Raw genomic sequence first — 19,388 nt, 5'->3', positions numbered from 1 at the left:
GAATGCAGCAATTAATTTTCCAGAACCAAAAATGGCCCTTTGACTTGAAGCTGGCTGTGCTGCTGCACCAATTTGCGAATTTGTTGTTCTGAGGTCACGACCCCGGCAGGAAGCTTTTTCAACACTTGCGCCAAAGGCATTCGCCCACCTGCTTTCTGCAATAACTCAATGAGGTGCGAAGAAATATCCGGTGTGACGTTGTAATCTGCGCCTGGATAATTAATCTCGTTGTCGACTCGCAATGATGCAAGCCACAGCCCCACTTGAGCTTGGCTGAAGTTTAATGTGCGCCAAAGTTCTTGGTGCTCATCAAAGATGACTTCTGCCGTATTCGGCTCCGCTCTTAACTGCACTAACAGCTGGTTTAGCTTTGCCTTCTGAATCTCTTGGTCCACAGAGAGCCTCACCGATCAGTTTGTTGGATTTGCGTATTAATCCATGCATCTAAGTCTTCACGCTTGAAGCGCCAAGAACCACCGACTTTAAAGCCCGGTAGCTTTCCTTCGCTTGCTAATCTGTATGCAGTTTTTTCAGCCAGCTTTAGGTAAGCGGCCACCTCTTTCAAGGTTAAAATTTGGTCTACCATTCAGAGTGTTATCTCATTTTGGTTTAATTCATCAGAATTGATAGTGAGAGAATATGGGAAAATTGGGCAATGGACAATGATCTAGGTGGGGTTATGAGATTGGGCGCTTATTATTTGTACCGCACTCTTAAAGAGTGCGGTGACGATAACTCTTGGTTGAGTTGTAACATCAGTTCAATACAAGATAGTCATGACTAGATTAGCTTATTCTTCAGACTCACAGTCATCACAAGGTCCTTCAGAGCTACCTTCAGTAGTAATAACTTTATATTGTTCAACACAATCATCACAAAGCGTCTTCGTCGGATACGCTTCACTGCTTTTATCTGAGCTCAAATCACCTTCTACCATATACTGCTTCATTCGCGCTTATCCTTGTAAGAGTTAGTTTCAAAACAATTTCAAACTTTACAAGTAGATAGCATCTACATTCTGATAAGCACCTCACACTTCACCTAAACCACAAAAGGCAGAAATTACCTATAACAGCAATACCATTTGAGGTTTGTCGGTTAACAGAATCACCAGTTTCAGCTAAAGAAGCCTTTCACAGCGCGATCTCGAACCTGTACCCGCCATTCCAGCCATTCGTTTATGTCGCTTTCAAGCCAGGCGACTGTTCGTGAACCTATTGGTACGCTCACCGGGAACTCTCCTTTTTTAATTTGGTTGTAAATAGCTGATTTACTTAAACCAGTCCTATCTCTCACTTCGTCTAGTCTCAAGAACCTCATTTCATTTCCCTCATATTAGTTTTCAACAGACGCTAAGCCCCGGCTAGGGGTATAGGGAGGTCCGAGTAGGTCCACATAAAATAAAATGGCCCTGCTGAATGACTCAACCTGACCCATAAAGTCTGTTTCTTACACCCCATCCCTACATAGATTAAGTAAGTCCCAGTAGGTTTATTATCCCCAGCTAAATACGACTAGGCATTTAGTCGATTCAAACAAATTTCAGGTACATATCATCCAAGTGCGTATACCCACTAACAGGAGTTTCTATATGCACGATTTAAGTAACCGACACTATTCGTTCCATGAGCCAATATCTGCTCACCAAGTACTAGAAAAAGCCGCTGAAATAATCGCGGAGAAATATCTGAGAGGAGATGCTTTCTGCAATCCAAATGCAACGAAGGATTACATCAAGTACAGACTGGGAAGCTATGAACGGGAAGTGTTCGCTCTCATGCTTCTCGATAACCAGCATCGCCTGATTGAGTTCAACGAGCTGTTTTACGGCACGATAGACAGCGCCAGTGTTTACCCAAGAGAGGTGGTCAAAGTCTGCCTAGAAAAGAATGCAGCCGCTGTCATACTGGCTCACAACCACCCTTCAGGAGACGCAACACCATCACAGTCCGACAGGCGAATCACGCAAAGACTCAAAGACGCATTGGCCCTGATTGATGTTCGCGTACTGGACCATATCGTAGTGGGCGAAGACTGCTACTCGATGGCGGAAGGAGGCATGCTATGAGCAATATTTTGAAAGAGATGGCGTCAACCTTTCAGCTTGCAAGCCTCCACCAGCTTACTGAGCTCATCCTGAGCTGTTACCAGATTCCAGAAGACAGCAAACGCGTGGTCCTTAACTTTAAGGTCTCGAGCTTCTACACCGAGCGCTGCGGCATCCAGCCAGTAGAGATACAGCTTGAACGAGCCACACCAGATTCACCGTGGGAGCTTCGCTTCATTGCTACCTTTGATTACCCAGATGAGAAAGCAGAAAGCGTCGATGTCGCGTTGTACTTCAACTTTAAGTACCGCTGGTTCTATCAACCGGATATCGAACGGTGCGAGTTATTCCGCCCGGAAGTCATCGCACTATTCATCGCTTGGCTTAAGGCCTTTATCGGTCACCTTCAGGACAACCAGTTCGACACGCAGACTCTGAAGGTCGTCAGTCGCTTCTGAGCAATCCAATTCAAACGATTTTCACATCGACATTATCAACCTGACCATACACCTATTACCAAGGAAACCGTTATGTCTACCACAACCCGCGCGAAAGCGTTATTTAACAAATGCCCTTTGTCTATCTCACCTCAGCTACAAACCGTACTGATAGACCACATCAACACTAAAGCTAACGACTCCGTCACAGCAATCACGCTGAACTTTCGTGATACCAGTTACAGTGCTGAGGCTGGTGGCTTTCATCCGGTAGAAATCGCCATGCAGAAAGACAGCAAACAGCGTTGGTCATTTCTCTACATCACTGACTTTGCCTATATGGGTAGCTATTACCCAGAACTTGAACGTAATGTCGATTTCGATATCGGTAACAACATGGCCTTTTTCACTGGCGTAGGCTGGCAAGCTATCGATGCCTATGGCGTAAATGATTTCTATCAGATGTGGGAATCTAACTTTCTGTCGTATCTGGAGATGGATGCATTTAATGAGATAAAGCTATCCAGTCATTGAATAGGTCTATTGAGTAGTAGCAGGTGCGATAAGGCACCTGTTACCTGTCACTGTGATTAGGGATTAGAGAAAATCACTATCTCACTCAGAGTAGAGTTAACACTGTCCTACTAACGGGTTCTAAACAAAAAGAAGAACCAAGAAAAAGGAAGTCGCACTCCGTGCTCCACTACTTTATAGAGGCCCCAGCGTTTTGATACCCCACCTGACCCCAGCAAACGTCTGTCTACTGAGGCCAAGAGCTGTGATGACTCACTGCTCTCATAGATATAGGTAAGTTTGAGTAAAAAAATTCAAACAATTCGAATTCCCAGCACAACCAAGGAGGAACAACACCGTTCACCATTCATATCGGCATAAACGCCCCTGATAAATCAGGAGCAACGTTGAGTATCGATACGGCAAGTATTGCCTCTTTGCTCATTAGCATGTGCAGCTTTCCGCCAGCTAAAGCACACAGCCTATACAAAAACGCCATGACAACCAAACGTAAACCCACAACTACCGAACAGTTGTCTTTCGCTTTTGAGCTGTATCATCGCATCCCCAGAGGCCGCAAAGTCACTGCTCAAGAGCTACAAACCGAATTGTCCCACGTTGGTATCACTCGAGACATCCGCACCATACAGCGCAATCTGGATGTGGTGGCGCAATATCTCGATGTGGACAAAGATACGAGAAACAAGCCATACGGATACAGCCGCCGATTAACGAGTCAGTTTGTATTAGGTCCCCGAGAGTTCATCGTTTTAGAGCTCGCCAAAGCCATGATCACAGACGCTCTTCCGGACCAGCTACACTACGCCGTTGAATCGGCTTTTCAACCGATACTCAACCACCAGCGCAGTTATCCGGGCTTACAACGAAAACAAGGAGAAAACACAAGGGCTGGTACCCATTCTACTTTCTGTCCAGTTGAGACAGTTGAGGAGTTGGTCACCATTTTTGAACCGCTCTCGTTAGCCCTAACGTATCAGCGGCTCATAACCATTACCTTAAAAACTGGAGAGACTATCGAAAGCATGATGCCACTTGGCCTTTTACTCTCGATTCACTCTTTCCATCTTGTCTATCAATCAGACGACCACACATTCGACATTGCGTTGCACCACTTAGCAGAAGTCAAGGTTTTAACCTTCCACTTTGACTACCCCGCCGACTTTCAGTTGCATCAGTATTCTCTACAACCAGAGCTCTACGTTAAACATATCGATTTGGATTCAGACAGTTACCTGACGGAAAACTAAACCGATCCGGCAAGTAATGCCGCAGCAGGTTTTTCTCTATACCTGTTTCAATTTTCTGCGGAACTACAGGGCTGCTTACTTCCCTAATTCCCGCAGAGCCATAGCACAAGACTTGATGAGTCGGCGCGTAAGTTAACCAGCGAAACTCCACTGGCTGGCTTACAAAGGCAGAAAGCGTCAGCTCTTCGATATTGTGCCTTGTTTTCGCTTTACCTAAGGAACTCAAGTCGAGGGGAACGGCCGTCCCCTCAGTATGGCTCTCAGGCATATCCCGCATACCCATCTCCGACAATATATCCCGCGCACAACCTGTCGTCTTATCACTTACTAATTCAATGATTTATTCATCCATTTAGCTAATAAGGAACACACTATGAAATCTATAATCAAAACTGTCGTTATCGCTTCTGTAGTGCTATCTACGAACGTTTTTGCTGAAAGTGCGATTGAGCGTTTATGCATTGAAACCATTAAGCAGGAGCTCACACCAGCTCAAATTGAAGTGACTTTAAAACAATGGAAAGCAGAAGAACTGACTGACCTTGAGCAAAAGGCGCAGGCCATCTCAGATCGTGCACCGATAGAAGCACGTCGCGAAATGGTCAAACAACAAATCAATCAAGAGTATAAGCAAGCGCTAAATGCGTTTGGCTTGTAAGTGTGTAGGGGAGCATGATGCTCCCTATTTTTTTGGACTTCCTTAATCACGAGTGCAAACCACAAACCTAGGCGGAGCACGACAAGATCTAAACGCTGCTGCTACGATCCTAAACTAGCCTCCTTTGAGACATATATTATTAAAGAAAAAGGCTTTTTTGCGAGAATTAGACCAGTATCATCAAATGTAGGGCTACCTCATTGATAACATATCTCTTCAACAGATCTGTTAAAGGACTCCGTGCTATGCCCCATGATTTTCGTTTAGAAGAGCAAGAACAAGATTACGCTGAAGAGAAAGAAAGTAAAATTAAAAAACTAGTCACAAAAGGTAAGGATGAGACTGACGTGAGGCAAAAGATTCATGATAAAGAGAATCACGACCCAGCTAAAGGACCATTTCTCGAATAGTCACCCCTTAGCTGTAACCCTCGCGTCAATGAAATCCAACAGGGGAGTATGACTCCCCAAATGCAAAACTTCTTAATTTCGACTACACCCAAAGTTTCTCTCATTATATCCATATCTCTTCGTCTGAATTTTGCAAATGTACGTCATCCAGTGAAAGGCAGATTCAAAAGAGTCGCGCACAACACCATCACGTTCTTTCCGATGGCTATCTGGTATACGTTTAACATCCACTTTTTTTGAACCGGAGAATTCAACTAATCCAGAAACGCTCTCTTCCATTAATCCAATTGAGCTAGCCCATGCAGAACTGACCATCCAGCTTAATTGACCAGGCATAGAAGAGTTGGGATGACCGATTCTGTAATATGTATCGTTGTTAACCAAAATGAATACATGATAATGTTCCTTCTGAGATTCATTCACCTCTCGAACCCATACATAACGAACTCTAGTCTGATGCGGTACCCTTCCTTCTCTACGCTTACTCTGTAAATCGGCTTCAACCTTGGCTTTGAATGCCCTAATAAACCGACTGATAGCACCATCTCTACCAACACACCAGTTGATTGGATACCGCAATATCGCATGAAACAGAAATGTCCTCTTGTGGTCGTTTAATGCGTTTATCAATGTCTGATGAACAGACTCTAAATAACGTCCATTAAATTGACAATTACGATTAAGGGTAAGCCCAGAGTATAGTGTTCCTTGATATGGTTCGAAATACATACCAACTCCAATAGTTTAATAATAGATAATAAATCTTAGAATAAAAGAAATTTAATTTTTAAAGATACTTATGGAATAGATAAACTAGCAGAAGATAAAACCTAATAGTAAATAACCTTTTCCGAAGTCACCATTCAGGTAAAATAGTTATCATTTAAAAATAAGAACAGAGAGATGACGCAATAATTACGGACAAGCAACTCTCTATTTATTCCCATCATTAAAGACATAGTTTATTTTTTTCTGGGCATTCGTTATTTCAGGGAAGTTTGATAATAACCGCTCTGTCCTTGACCATTCAATTACCTCACTCTCTACCCAGCGACTAGACCTTTTCCCAACTTTAATATTTAATGGAAAGCATCCGTTTTTCATTAGCTTATAAATACTCGTTTTACTGAGCCCTGTTAAGTTCTTAACCTGAAGTAGCGTAATCAAATTCATTCAACATCCTCATCGCTAAAGAGTAGAAACGCTAATAATCCCATTGATGCACAATATCTAATAGCAAATCATCTTTGAGCTTAACTTCATCGTGTGAATAATGGGGGAACAAATCTATAACCTTAGTTTTCTTTACTAGAATCTCCCCAAATGGCTCTATCGTTTTAAGGTAGTCCAAAGCAATATCGAGTGATTTTTTATTCCTTGTTCCATTAGGCCCAAACTGAAGAACCTTGTTTCTCTTTATATATCTAACCCCCATATCAGCTTGTTCTCTGAACCAATAATATAAATTCTCAGCATCTATCTCATATTTAGGCTTAGTTGAAAAAACTTTAATAAACTCATTAGAGAAATAAGCGATGAGATCAATAGCCTCAAATAATGCCTCTTTAGAAATTTCTCCCTCTGACAAATCATCAAAACTATGAATGAGCGCAGCTAAGCGAGCTATATTCTCAGGTAGCTTGGAAGCGTGATCTTTTACATGCTCAAAAACACCTTCTGGCGCCATCTTGAATTCGATATCATTAGCGATATCGAGCCAGATTTTTTTTGCCTCATTAGAGAACCGAACAACCCTCCTAGTTGTGTAGTCTGTTAGCTCTGACGCTTGAAACATTAATTCGCTAAGTCTTTTGTTGAAGGCAACAAGGTTTTCCGACGAGTATTCGATACCATTGGATTGCCTAAAACCACAATTTGATTGAGGTGCGCAGACTAGGAATCGAGACAGGAAGCCATTGCCACGAACATCGTCTTTGTTTTTCGTTAAAAATCGTTCTAACGCACTCCATTGCGTCATAATGTTGATAGTGAGTCGAGCTTGTTCCAGCGTAAAAGTACCCGATGTTTTCCTATTTACCGTTACTTCATCGCCACTCCATATGGCATTGAGGCTTGCTGTGTGGGACATTACTCGGCTGTTTAAAAGTACTCCTCCTTCACTAGAACCAAGGTAAGCATTAGGAATATGTTCACTTAATCCAGTAAGCAACGCCTCAATTGTGCTGTCCTCAAAGCTGAGACTATCAAGCGTAGGCTTCTGCGGAGCATTGTTTTCATGCTCTAGTAGAGCTCTAACCATTGGCTCCAAAGATGCTTCATCTTCCAAATCAAATGACTTTTCGATTTGAGTTTTTCTCTTCTCGAAAAGCGTTTCTCTGATCTTGTACTCCTTTAACTTGTTTTGGTATTGCTCAGCATTTTCCTTATGAAATGATTTAATCCCCTTCGTAAGTAAATTTTCTAGCGATGACTTCCGCTCTCCAGATTCCGCAATAATTAATGACATCAGAGAAACCGGCGCCACCTTTCTCGTTGGCATTTCAACATTAATCAAGCCCTGCATAGCAACGGACACAGCGCTAATGGTTGCTAAGTACACCATTGGATCTGGTGCTTGAGTTATTGTCTTCGCCTCATTGAACGCATTAGTGATCAACTTTGAATATTCAACCTTAGGTGTATGCCCTCCATCAGTAGGAAATTGATATCTATAGTGATTCACGATGTCCTCCTCCTCATTCGGTTTAATGAACAATTGCTTGCTATTTGGCGCCCAGAGTAGGTCCACATCTCATAGAGTTGATCCACTCGATGATGTCCTTTTCTCGCCAGCCAACAGCTCTTGCCCCAAGCTGGATCTTCAGAGGAAATGTCGAGTCAAACCGCGGGGACTTAGGGTTTTGCTTGTCATAAATCGTTGACCGAGACAAGCCGGTCAGCAACGCTATGTCTTTCAAGCGAAGGATTCGATTTGAATGTGGTGTGTGGTGGTTTTGCATATTGCTTCTCCCAAATTGATTTGATGGGAGAAGTAAACACTAAGTCAGGGAATAGGAAAAAGGAGCCACCGATAGGAAATCCCTATAAACGGAATCCCTAAGCCTGTAAAGACAAGGCTCTGGACTCCTAAAAAATTTTTTAATTTATTTGTATTTATCCGGTCTCAATATCATTTCAACCCCGTTGGCACTGCTCGACTTGAGCCCCAGTTCTGTCTCTAGTATGTAAATGACGTTTTGAGTTACTCTGCGCACTTCAGCATTATCTTGGTTGTGTTTTCCGGCCCAATATGTTTCAAAAATCCCCTTCAGCTTCTCAAAGTAATTGTTTCCAGGTTCTTTTTTACTACGATTGATGATCAACGTCCCCCCTTCTCTGACATACTTTGGCTTGAAACACTTATGTTTGCTGCCCAAGTAGCCAGATGTTCCACCAGATATAGGCTTTTTACCCATTTCCAGAAGCTCAAAAGCAGCTTTTGAAAGCTCCACGAATGCTGTTGATATATGGAACCTAGGTTCCAGAAAAAATCGACTAGTTTCATAGCTAGAGTTATCAAAGGTTAAAAGTGATAGATGCTCTTCCAAGATCCAACATTCAGACTGAGTTACAGAACAATTTTCGATGATATCAACCGGGTGATTATACTGTTCCTCTCCGCTGTATTGGTTACAAACTACATAATCCAACTCTCGGTCCGAAAACTTGATCTTTCCTATTAGAGCGCTTTCAAGGTTCGCTCGGCTATCAGTTTCATCGATACTAAAACTGTATCTTGATACAGGCACAGACTTGCACAAACTGTATTCACAAGTCTCGTTGTCGTAAACGAAAACAGCATCAAACTTACCAAGCTCCAACTGGTGAAGCGCCAGTAACCTGGGGATATCGCTATGCTTCAACTGCAAGTATTCGACATGCGCTAACTTTGTTGATGCTACCAAATTCGAAGTGTGAATATGAGGTTTCTCTGAAGGAGGAAGAGATTGCCCACCTAAGAGATGAATTCTTAGCGGAAGCTGCGTAACAACGTTTGACTCACTTAAAACAACATCCTTTTTCGTTAACTGGTTTAACTTTGGGTCTATCGCCCATACATCCATGGATGCCGGAACTTGGATTAGCACCGGAATGTCAAGCTCAAGACACTTCCTCAACTTGTCACCAATTGAAGTATCCGAATCTACTTCATCAAGTCGGCGGGGTCTTTTCATCATGTAGTTCTCTGCCCTTAAAACTATAGCTATTTGTTGCTATTAGTAGCAGAAATAGCAACAGTACGCCGCTAGAGAGATCAAAACTTCACAGAGAAACAAGATTCGACACTACTTGGTGGTGAGCTTTCAAACGCCGATTAGAATGCTCATCTTTTCTTATTGTGTCCCCAAGATGTTGACAATGTTAAGAAATTCACTTAGGGTTTCTTGGACTAAATTGCAGTCGGCTACCGAGTACGTTACTCACTTTTCCGCTCCCCTCTATTGCACGGGAGGTTTCAGCTGCAAATCCGGACACTGCTCCGGTTAATTCTATAAGTGAAACCTAACTCCCATTTTTATTGGAGAAAACTATGTGCAGGATAGATGCGCCATTTGGCAATCGCTCCCTCGATGAAAAAAAAGATCCCGTTGAACGTTTCGTGCAAGCACTTGATGAATTTGAAATTCAAGGTAATTTCCGAACGTTATTGATTAAACACTTTTCAGAAAACTGGATTGATGTCTTTTATAACTCGTCACGCCTTGAAGATGCGTTGACTACCGCTAACGAGCAGAACTCTGAACCAGAAAAGTGCGTGGCGCTAGCGTTTTGCCAAAATATAAACATTCGTTTTCGCTTACAGCCATTTCGTGCTGACGATTCCTATAAAGAGTCATCACTATTCAAATTTTTGACTGACGTAGCAAACACATATTTTCCAACCTCTCCTTACAGCTTCTATAAAGCGGGAATGGAAAAACACTTTAGCTCATATGGTTGGTTTGTTCGAAATCACTATGATGATGAGCTTTTTTTCACCACAGAGTTTTTCAATGATGATGCGTTTTGTTCCCTCAATGGAAATGAGAGACTGCACATTCTTTGGGATTGCTTGTACTTTATTGCTCCACCGTTTGACAGTTTAAGATACCACTCAGACGAGTCGACCTTATTTAAAGGACTACTATCGCTAGCTTCATCAGAAGATGATTCTAGTTCCCCTTGCGAACACGCTCAATCAATCCGACTTGGCCTAGAATTCTTACAAACATGGCTCAAACATGATGCAGAAATGGGACGAATTTCTTGTGACTTATCTAGTTTTTTTTGGGGCACGCCATGGGAACGGCTTGAGTCACTAGTTTGGCAGAAAGACTTTGATGACGAAGAGATCAAAAGATCTCTAACTAACTGGCTCAACCACACAAAGCAGGAGCTTGAGAAGGTTTTGATTCTAAGTTTTAACTTAGATAATGCTTCAGGCCCAGAACTTGAACAATGGGCTAATCAAGTTGACCGGTACTTTAACCATATATCCCATGGTTTCTACAGAGAATTTGATTGGGAGACACAACGTCATGAAGAACTGGACATTCGTCGCAACAACGAGCTGGAAGCATTATGTTCTCAATTGAGCTCACAGCAATTAGAAACTTGGATAGGATGGTCGATCCAGCAAGACTTTGACCGCATTTTGGGCGACAAGCAAAGAGCGCCAGAGTTATCTAGTAGCTCTGAAAAATGGGTATGCGAAACTTTTTTTGCTACCTGGAAAGATCTTTTCTTGGCGAATATAAATGAGTTAGAAATTGAGAAGCAACTTCGCATTTTATCGGCTCATGCCCCTGCAAGAAGGGGAGTCTCTTCTGAGTTCTATTCCGCCTGTTCTGAATGGTGGCGCGAACTGTTTCGAGGGCTTCCTGAAACAGTTAATTTTCCAAAGAGGTTAATCCCTGAATGGACTACTACTGCTATTCGTTGTTTACATGGTGAAAATCTAACTCCGTATATTGATAAAAGCATTGGTATTTTGAGAGGAGAAATCTCTAAGTCTGACGAAACAGAAACACCTCTCTACTATAGTGATCTGCTCAGGGTTTTATTGGAAAGACTAGACAAGGTTCAGCCAAGCAAATCTTTTCGTCATCGTATGTTATTAATGCGTTCTTATTCGAGTTCCTTTGCTGATGAGGCGATTTCGTTACGAGATCGTTCCTTCAATACGAGCACGAACCAGTGGTATGAGCCTATTAGCGACCTTGCTAAGAAACTTTTTGATAATAATGAAGTCATCAATTTGGGCGAAGCACCAGAAAACTATGAAAAAAAGTTATCGCAGCCCTATATAGCTTGTACTCACGAATTAGCTGAGTTTTGTCTGAGCCGTTTACGCCTTCGCAAAGGCGAAAAAGCGCGTGATAAACAATACGCAGTTGAACAAATAGTCGAACGATCTTCAGTTTGGCGACAAGGATACTTAAAGGCACTAACTGAGTTAGGGGTTGATCTTAACGGCAAAGTTCATAAAGCAGTGTATTTCATCAAACAGTCAGATCCTGATCCGGATGTACGTGCAATCGCAAATGAATGTTACAAAGCTGTCCGAAGAAACACAAAAAAGAACTCTACTATCGCAGATTTGAAGCGAGGCATTATTGCCGCTGAATGGTGGTTACTTATCTGCCAGCGACAAAATCTCGGTATGACAATAAATCATGAGGGAGCCCTCAAAACCAGACGCACCTTAATGCGTAACCCATAAACTACATTCAACTCATTCCATCTTGGTGTACTGGAGCCCGATGCTCCTACTCCGACGTTTGCCGTCCGCCATGTAAAAACTTTACGGCCTACTCTTGTAGGCCAGTCAAGGAGTATACGTATGCCTACAAAAACTCACGGTGTTGCTAACGCCAACGCAGCGAACAGAATGACCTCTAGTCAGTTAAATGAACTCGTAATCAACTGGCACATCACAGAAGCTTGCAACTATAACTGTACCTATTGCTTTGCTAAGTGGGGAAAACCCAATGAGCTGCATTGCTCATTGAGCTCTATTGAACAACTGCTCGACAAACTAGCTAACTACTTCATTCTTGGTAACCCAGAGATCAAAAGAATGCTTGGTTACCAGGATGTACGTTTAAATTTTGCTGGTGGTGAGCCAATGATGCTAGGTAGCGCATTCTCTACTGCTTTAGTAATGGCGAAACAAAAAGGATTCCAAACTTCAATCATTACTAATGGTAGCTACCTGTTAAGACGGCGTTTCGAATTACCCGTTAATACACTGGATATGATTGGCATTAGCTTCGATAGTCAACAACCCTCCGTAAGAAGAAAGTTAGGCCGCATTGATAGAAGAGGCAATTCACTAAACGAAGATGAACTTCAGCTCGCACTACAACTTCTATCGCACACCCAAAAAGGATTGAAGACAAAAATTAACACCGTTGTAAACGCTCTAAACTGGGAAGAAGACTTTACTCATCTAATTTCAAGCATAGCAGTAGACAAATGGAAAGTGCTCCAGGTGATGCCTACTGATAAGCATGAACTGTTAATTTCAGATGATCAGTTTCGTAGGTTTGTTGAGAAACATTCAGGTAAGGGCTTACCAATATCTCCTGAGTCAAACAATACAATGACTGAGTCATACTTGATGATTGACCCAAACGGACGTTTTTATCAAAACAATAATGGTATGTCTGGTTATAGTTACAGTGAGCGTATTACTGATGTAGGTGTAGAGGCGGCATTGAGCCAAGTAAACTTCAATTGTAATCGTTTTAAGTCTCGTTACCATGTCAAAAACATGTCCAACATCTCTGATGAGGTGCTGATATGAAAAGTGAGACATGCCTAGGGAAAGTGTCCGGAAAACCTCTAAGTGTTTACTATACGGAGTTTGAGGCACAAGTTGCCGCTGAATACTCTAGAAATGTATATGGGAATGATCTAGCACCCTATAAATGCGAGAAGTGCAGGCAATGGCATTTATCTCCAAAGTCTAGGCTTACACCTAGTAAAAAGTGCTCCAGATGCACTTCCGCTATCGGGGAATACAAAAATTCATACCCTACAAGCAAAGAAGCCAGGCTCAGAGCTAATATCATTTACGAAGAGCAAGGCATTGAGTTAGAAGTGTATAAGTGCAAGCACGGTGAAGGTTGGCATTTGACCAAAGCCAAAAGATACTAATTGATTGGGTTAAATGTAAACATGAAGTGATGTGACGATAGAGAGAGGGCTGTACCGTAGCACGGCCCTTTTTTTAATTTCCTGTTGGTTTCCCTCTCAGCCGATAGCCCTTAAGTGCACTGCGCCAGTTACAGATAGTGAACCAACTGCCGCATCATCGATGTAACTACTCCACCACTCCATCATTTTTCGTCGGCGTTCCAGGTAATCTGTTCGATTATAGGCAGAGCGGATAGCATTACGGTCCTGGTGAGCTAAAGCTGCTTCAATGATATCCGGATCAAAACCTCTTTCATTCAACGTAGTACTGGCGAGAGAGCGCATACCATGCGCGGTGGTGCGGTCTTTGAACCCGATGCGTCCCAGGGCCTTATTGATGGTCTCAGAGTCAATAGACCGCTTAGGGAAGCGCATAGATGGAAATACATGCACCCTATGCCCACTGATAGGATGTATGCGCTCCAGTATGGCAATAGTCTGATCAGTCAATGGAATGCGATGTTCACGTTTCATTTTCATCCGTGTGTCTGGAATAATCCAGAGTCGATTTTCTATGTCAATCTCATCCCAGCGAGCACCAGCAGCTTCACTTGGTCTAGTCATGGTGTGCAGCTGCCACTCAATTAAGCATTTGGTAGCCAGCTGCATATTTGCAGTTGCAACTGTCTGTAGTAACTCTGTTAGTTCATCAGGTTTAAGTGCCGCCATGTGTTTCACATCAGGAGAAGCAAAAGTTTCCCCAACTCCAGATAAAACGTTGTGTTGGATCAAACCGCTATTAATGGCAAAGCGCATGATTTCATTTACCAACTGGATGGTGCGTTTTACTGTCTCCAACTTGCCTCTACGAGCAATCGGCCTAAACGCTTCCTGAACTATTATTGGCGTCAGTGACTTAACCGGGATCTCACCGAACTTAGGAAAAGCATAAAGCTCGAGCTTTCTCCAGTTACCTTGGACGGTTTTAGGTTTTAGTTTCGTCTTGGTCTTAACCCATTCATCAGCGACTGACTTGAATGTACAAGCTTGCTCTTGTTGAATCTGGGTCCTCTTCTCGATCCTGTCTAACTTAGGGTCAATACCTTCCTTCAGAAGTTTGCGCATCTCAAACGCTTTGTCACGAGCACCATCAACATTGAGCATGTCTAGGCTACCCAATCCCAAGAAGGTTCTGTTTTTTGTACCTGGCTTTGTGTAACGAAACTCCCAGTATTTGAGGTTGTTGGGTTTCACCAGTAGATAGAGACCACCACCATCAGGTAAACGATAGATTCGATCTCGGCCCTGTGCTTGTTCGATTTCCTTGTCTTTCAGACGATGTATTAAGTGCGACATATTGCCCCCTGGTATGACTAAGCTACACTCAGAAAAAGTTAAGTTTTTCGCGTCATACCACTTAAACCTAAGCTATTGATTTATTGAGAATAAAAGCTGCAACTCATGTAATTCCTAAGTTTCTAATCACTTGAATAGGAGCTAAGCAGATCAGGTTAAAATGGTATATTCCCGAAGTCGGGAAAGATTAAAACATACACTTTGTCATACCCCAAAATGGCGAACCAACTAGGACATCTTTGGACGTTATCGGACGATAACTTATTGATTTAGAAGTATAATAGGCATAAAAAAAGACGTCCTAGGACGTCTTTCTTCAAGAATGTGGCGGTGAGTGAGAGATTCGAACTCTCGATTGCAAGCTACCAAGCATAAACCATTTAATATCAACAAGTTAATGTTATTCTAATACTTAGATTTGTACCAGTTTTTTGTACCACTTATTTATAGACTATATGACCCCTGATACCAAATGAGGAGCACGCTTTGTAAGTATTATCCCTTGGTTCATTTTGTTACCTGCTTTGTTCGAAGCTGATGGTTTACCTCTAGCAAACTTCTTACTTAAAACTTCAAGGACGCCTTCTGAAAAAGGAACATTGATTTTGTCTGCACTTCGAGCCAAGGCTGATACGGGAGCTATCTAGTCTTGAGATTGATGTGTAACCAAGAAGAAAAATATCAATATATATGAACAATATATAAGGTATAAAAACCGTGAAGTTGGAAGCAGGCCGTGTACTGACTAAAGACAGAACCCTCGAAAACCTCGAAGGTGCTGCTGATATATTCGAAGTCGAGGTCTCTCCTCTCACAGGATGGACATAGAAGCTGTTGTATACCTAGGTAAGCCGCTTGCTTAAAACAATAATTGTTTGTAAATTCATTGCATTAATGTCAAATCAACGTCAAAAGTAAACCGTTTTGATAGAGACCACCTGTTTTTAGTAGCAGCATTTCCTACGAAATAAGCAAAGAGATTTTTATGAATAGTCAAGAAATCGTTCACATTTCCGAAGTAGAAAACATTGTTGATGAAGAGTTTGATGGATTTGATCTGCCCCATCCTCTAAGAGACATCTCAGTATGGCACCTTCTGACAGTGGGAGAAGATAGACTCCGAATGTTGTTTTCTGGAATTGTTGATAAAGACCCGATGGATCTTTTTGTCTTTGCAAACGATTATAAATATTCATTACGCCACTGTATGAAACGCGTGACCGATTTATCAATGAATGAAAAAATATCGCTTCCGAAAGATACTATTCCACAAGCATACATTAAATCCTCAAACCTAATCGAAGCTGGCTGCAAATATGAAGCTCTCAGTAGATTGATAATGGCTGTATACAACGACAGCGGGAACTTTATAAAAGATGGTTCTGGTTATAAATTGGAGTATAGCAGTAGGCTAGATGCAAGATATAGCGCCCTAGAAGCACTAGGCCATGGAGGGGAATCTTCTCCCGATATTACAGGGCTTTTACATTATTGGCTAAGAAATGACGACGATATTGAAATAGCTTCTATATTATCTGAGATGTTGAACAGTGCTAAGGTAAAAAAAAGGAAAGTCACATACCAATATAATGCAAAAGCTCTTGCCAAAATATACAAATACATTCCTCAAAGGGAAGAAATTATACCAAGAGAGTTTGTCTTTCCTTGGGGAGGCGGTTTCGAGACTCAGAGCTTAGTCAACTCTCTATTGATTAGATGCTTTTACCACATATTGACGGTACATAAAGTAGCAGAGCAGAAAAAAATAAAAGGTGGCGCAGATTCTAGCCTTTTACTTTCGATGTCAAAAGATGAGCTTTGCAATGACTTAGAATACCTCGCTGACATAGGCAGGGAGAATGTGATGAAGTTCATAGATTTTTTAACCTATGGTCATAATACTGAAGCTCCGGATCCAGCACTTCAACCGCTTTATAGAACCAAAACAGATTTATTGCTCATACCATGCCTGCATATTCTAACTAGTAACGTTCAACGTAACATTCTGTCCTTATCTGCAAGAATAATGAAAAGTGACTTTGATAGACAAAGCCAAATTTTTGAAGATAAGATGGTCGAAAACTTATCTAAAGAACTTAACAAATGGAAATATGTTGCGCTTAACAAAGAGATAAAAATAAAAAAGCAAAAAGAAGAGATTGATGTTTTAATTATTGATGAAAAAACCAAAACAATCTTACTACTTGAGTTAAGGTGGATTCTTCAGCCTGGAGATGCAAGAGAAGTCTACAATAAAATTAAAGTAGTCCAACAGAAAGTTCAGCAATTATCTAGGAAGATTCAATTCGTAGATAAAAACCGTAAAGAGGTCATTAATCGCTTGTTCGCAGACTATGATAATAACAGTGATTACAGTAGCTGGAATATTGAAGGTTTTGTAGTTGTTCAAGGGTTTGGTGGGGCAGTATCTAAAGATGACGACATCCCAGTGATTACGCTCGATGTTTTACGTGAAGGCTTTCAAAATTTTGAACACCTCAAAGAACTAGTATACTGGGCAAAATCACTTGAATGGCTACCAAGAGAGAATGTTCACTTCTCGAAAACAATACATACCGAACATGTTAATACTATACCTTTATCAAGATTAGCCTTTGTTCCACTGGTAACTCCAGATCAGTATGTCAAAGACATTTTATAGTATGAAGCAGATACAGTTTTTTTTAGTGGAAGCTCCAAAAGACGAATTTAGTGTACTCATTAGGTATACCCAAACGACTACGGTCAAACCTTGATCAAACAGTACCCAATAGGGTTGAATTTGCATTGTGACCACAATAAAATTTCTAACATCTTAGAGTTAAACGGGTACACCTAATGGCACACATAGCTTATCTGCGTGTTTCGACCACAGACCAAAATACAGACCGTCAACTTACAGATTCTGGTATCACCTTTGATAAGAGCTTTACAGATAAATGCAGTGGTGGCTCAACTAAACGACCAGCATTAGAAGCTCTTAAAGACTACGTTCGAGAAGGAGATACAATCCACGTTCATAGCATCGACCGCCTAGCTCGTAATTTGGTTGATTTGAAGCAACTAATAAACGACTGGACTAGCCAAGGTGTTAGCGTGAGATTCCACAAGGAAAACCTAAGCTTTAATGCTGGTGGAAGTGATCATATGTCTGAGCTCATGCTGAACATGCTAGGAGCTGTAGCTCAATTCGAGTTAGCAATGATTCAGGAAAGACGTCAGGAAGGCATTGAGAAAGCTAAAGCAGCAGGGAAATATAAAGGTAGACCAACTAACACAACTAACCACCAGCGTATCGCTGAGCTACGTTCACAAGGTTTTTCCTTGAGAAAGATTGCCTCCGAAATAGGAGTCTCCTTATCCACAGTCCAAAGAGCCTTAGCAAAGACTTAGTACACCGTAATTACCAAAAAAATGAAGTTTTATAAATCCCGTTTTGTGTGTGCGTAACGGTACGCCGCAATCGTATTCGATATGTATTACTCCGAACCCTCCCCCTCCTAGGGTTCCAATCAAACCAAAAAGAGAAACATTAATAATTAATCATATACCTACAGGTACATAACACACTATGAACCAATTCATGGCAGATAGCAGATTTGCGTATTTAGACCCTCGAACTCTCATACTCGATCCCGCGATGCAAGCCCGTGACGTTGAACTCATAAAAGACAAACGAGAACGTTCAGCGCAAGAGATTAAGCAAGAGAGCCAAAGTAAGGAGATTCTTGAAGACCTTCGTAATGGACAGCCTATAAGGCAACCTATCACTGTTTTTGTGATTGATGACAAGTATTACGTAGTGGATGGTTTCCACCGCACTGGAGCTTGTTTGAAGTACCTTGAAGAAAACCCCGATGCTGAATTGATGATTAACTCGTTGATCATAGAAAACCGTACCTACGCTGAGGCATTCTCAGCAGCCCAAGATGTCAACCAAGCACATGGGGTTGGAGTTACTAAAGATGAAGCAACGCAAGCTAAGTTTCGCAAGCTAATTGTTAACCGAGAGTTTGACCTAAGCGTCTCTCAAATAGAGGAGCTTGTTGGGTGTAGCCGTGGTCAGGCTGGACACATCGCTAACGGCTTAAAAGCTTGCAAAGAAGCATTAGGGAATGCCATCGAGATGAACGACTTAGAGAGCTTTGTTGAAAGCCTCAAGTTTGGCTTGGAGTCACGTTATTACCTACCCCAAAGCTGTTGGGACTCTAAGGGTTTCCCGAAGATTAGACGACTCTCAGATGCTTTTAAGGGTAAGGAGTATGTGCCTGACAAAGATGATGAGCAGTGGGAGCAAAAGCAAATTAAAGACGTCTCAAAGAGCATCAGCCGCCTCGTTGAGTTCTTTGGAGAGGACATCTTCAGGGAAGGCTTAAGGAAGTTCACTAGGGGCTCTCAACTAGGTATCTCGATATCTCAACGGAGTAAGTGGCTGGAAAAAGCTGGGACTATCGAAGGAAGTATTCAAGATAAAAATAGTGGAAATAAAGCCCCTAATGTAACAGAAAACTACGAGTTATAGAAATGACATTGTGAGCTCGTAAGCCTTATACTACAAGGCCTACGGGCTAATTCAAA

21 protein-coding genes are annotated in these 19,388 nt (G+C 41.9%); 11 read left to right on the top strand and 10 right to left on the bottom strand.

Features of this window, described 5'->3' with window-relative positions:
- Positions 1-11 precede the first annotated feature (11 nt).
- The 4 genes from R7Z50_RS04235 to R7Z50_RS04220 all read right to left on the bottom strand — a co-directional run bounded on the left by R7Z50_RS04235 (position 12) and on the right by R7Z50_RS04220 (position 1,320).
- Positions 12-395, bottom strand: a complete 384-nt coding sequence (locus R7Z50_RS04235; RefSeq protein ID WP_318148899.1) for a hypothetical protein — start codon at positions 393-395, stop codon at positions 12-14.
- An 8-nt stretch (positions 396-403) separates the two neighbouring features.
- Entirely contained in the window at positions 404-586 is a 183-nt protein-coding gene (mads1, locus tag R7Z50_RS04230; RefSeq protein WP_132699715.1) for a methylation-associated defense system helix-turn-helix domain-containing protein MAD1, read from the bottom strand.
- A 204-nt stretch (positions 587-790) separates the two neighbouring features.
- Positions 791-949 carry a hypothetical protein gene (locus R7Z50_RS04225; RefSeq protein ID WP_186584364.1) on the bottom strand — a complete coding sequence of 53 codons (159 nt, stop codon included), beginning with the start codon at positions 947-949 and terminating at the stop codon, positions 791-793.
- 167 nt (positions 950-1,116) lie between these two features.
- Entirely contained in the window at positions 1,117-1,320 is a 204-nt protein-coding gene (locus tag R7Z50_RS04220; protein ID WP_186584366.1) for a helix-turn-helix transcriptional regulator, read from the bottom strand.
- A gap of 271 nt (positions 1,321-1,591) precedes the next feature.
- On the opposite strand from R7Z50_RS04220, the gene radC reads away from it, so the two are divergent.
- The 6 genes from radC to R7Z50_RS04190 all read left to right on the top strand — a co-directional run bounded on the left by radC (position 1,592) and on the right by R7Z50_RS04190 (position 5,333).
- Positions 1,592-2,068, top strand: a complete 477-nt coding sequence (gene radC / locus R7Z50_RS04215; protein ID WP_017188287.1) for a RadC family protein — start codon at positions 1,592-1,594, stop codon at positions 2,066-2,068.
- Positions 2,065-2,505, top strand: coding sequence for a DUF2787 family protein (locus tag R7Z50_RS04210; protein ID WP_186584368.1), 441 nt, complete (start codon positions 2,065-2,067; stop codon positions 2,503-2,505). Before radC ends, R7Z50_RS04210 begins: the two co-directional genes overlap by 4 nt.
- Positions 2,506-2,577: 72 nt before the next feature.
- On the top strand, positions 2,578-3,018 hold the full coding sequence (locus R7Z50_RS04205; RefSeq protein WP_318148898.1) for a DUF2787 domain-containing protein: 441 nt from the start codon (positions 2,578-2,580) through the stop codon (positions 3,016-3,018).
- A 386-nt stretch (positions 3,019-3,404) separates the two neighbouring features.
- On the top strand, positions 3,405-4,265 hold the full coding sequence (locus R7Z50_RS04200; protein WP_318148897.1) for a hypothetical protein: 861 nt from the start codon (positions 3,405-3,407) through the stop codon (positions 4,263-4,265).
- A 373-nt stretch (positions 4,266-4,638) separates the two neighbouring features.
- Complete coding sequence (locus R7Z50_RS04195; protein WP_186584374.1) at positions 4,639-4,923, top strand: hypothetical protein; 285 nt, start codon at positions 4,639-4,641, stop codon at positions 4,921-4,923.
- Positions 4,924-5,168: 245 nt separating this feature from the next.
- Positions 5,169-5,333, top strand: coding sequence for a hypothetical protein (locus R7Z50_RS04190; protein WP_176134350.1), 165 nt, complete (start codon positions 5,169-5,171; stop codon positions 5,331-5,333).
- A gap of 72 nt (positions 5,334-5,405) precedes the next feature.
- On the opposite strand, the gene R7Z50_RS04185 is transcribed toward R7Z50_RS04190, so the two are convergent.
- The 5 genes from R7Z50_RS04185 to R7Z50_RS04165 all read right to left on the bottom strand — a co-directional run bounded on the left by R7Z50_RS04185 (position 5,406) and on the right by R7Z50_RS04165 (position 9,511).
- The gene (locus tag R7Z50_RS04185) at positions 5,406-6,062 is read right to left on the bottom strand and encodes an inovirus-type Gp2 protein (protein WP_318148896.1); all 657 of its coding nucleotides are present in this window, start codon (positions 6,060-6,062) and stop codon (positions 5,406-5,408) included.
- Between the two features lie 204 nt (positions 6,063-6,266).
- The gene (locus R7Z50_RS04180; protein WP_318148895.1) at positions 6,267-6,506 is read right to left on the bottom strand and encodes a helix-turn-helix transcriptional regulator; all 240 of its coding nucleotides are present in this window, start codon (positions 6,504-6,506) and stop codon (positions 6,267-6,269) included.
- 31 nt (positions 6,507-6,537) lie between these two features.
- Entirely contained in the window at positions 6,538-8,016 is a 1,479-nt protein-coding gene (locus R7Z50_RS04175; protein WP_318148894.1) for a YfjI family protein, read from the bottom strand.
- Between the two features lie 40 nt (positions 8,017-8,056).
- Positions 8,057-8,293: a helix-turn-helix transcriptional regulator gene (locus R7Z50_RS04170; RefSeq protein ID WP_078531841.1), complete on the bottom strand. Its 237-nt coding sequence runs from the start codon at positions 8,291-8,293 to the stop codon at positions 8,057-8,059.
- Between the two features lie 144 nt (positions 8,294-8,437).
- A complete protein-coding gene (locus R7Z50_RS04165; RefSeq protein WP_318148893.1) occupies positions 8,438-9,511 on the bottom strand; it encodes a hypothetical protein in 1,074 nt (357 codons plus the stop codon).
- Between the two features lie 353 nt (positions 9,512-9,864).
- Here R7Z50_RS04165 and R7Z50_RS04160 point away from each other — a divergent pair, with 353 nt between their 5' ends.
- Positions 9,865-12,036 (top strand): hypothetical protein, encoded by a 2,172-nt coding sequence (locus R7Z50_RS04160; protein ID WP_318148892.1) that lies wholly within the window; start codon positions 9,865-9,867, stop codon positions 12,034-12,036.
- Between the two features lie 120 nt (positions 12,037-12,156).
- A complete protein-coding gene (locus tag R7Z50_RS04155) occupies positions 12,157-13,122 on the top strand; it encodes a viperin family antiviral radical SAM protein (RefSeq protein ID WP_186584384.1) in 966 nt (321 codons plus the stop codon).
- Positions 13,123-13,571: 449 nt separating this feature from the next.
- On the opposite strand, the gene R7Z50_RS04150 is transcribed toward R7Z50_RS04155, so the two are convergent.
- Positions 13,572-14,810 carry a tyrosine-type recombinase/integrase gene (locus R7Z50_RS04150; protein WP_017188305.1) on the bottom strand — a complete coding sequence of 413 codons (1,239 nt, stop codon included), beginning with the start codon at positions 14,808-14,810 and terminating at the stop codon, positions 13,572-13,574.
- Between the two features lie 985 nt (positions 14,811-15,795).
- Here R7Z50_RS04150 and R7Z50_RS04145 point away from each other — a divergent pair.
- The 3 genes from R7Z50_RS04145 (at position 15,796) to R7Z50_RS04135 (ending at position 19,332) form a co-directional block, all read left to right on the top strand.
- Complete coding sequence (locus R7Z50_RS04145) at positions 15,796-17,472, top strand: hypothetical protein (protein ID WP_318148891.1); 1,677 nt, start codon at positions 15,796-15,798, stop codon at positions 17,470-17,472.
- Positions 17,473-17,648: 176 nt separating this feature from the next.
- Positions 17,649-18,203 (top strand): recombinase family protein, encoded by a 555-nt coding sequence (locus R7Z50_RS04140; protein ID WP_031781197.1) that lies wholly within the window; start codon positions 17,649-17,651, stop codon positions 18,201-18,203.
- Positions 18,204-18,393: 190 nt separating this feature from the next.
- Complete coding sequence (locus tag R7Z50_RS04135; RefSeq protein ID WP_244265812.1) at positions 18,394-19,332, top strand: hypothetical protein; 939 nt, start codon at positions 18,394-18,396, stop codon at positions 19,330-19,332.
- Positions 19,333-19,388: the final 56 nt, after the last annotated feature.

The sequence above is a fragment of the Vibrio sp. 1249-1 genome (genome assembly GCF_033340495.1).
The sequence above is the reverse complement of the archived record's forward strand: the minus strand, read 5'-3'. Positions and strand labels throughout refer to the sequence as shown.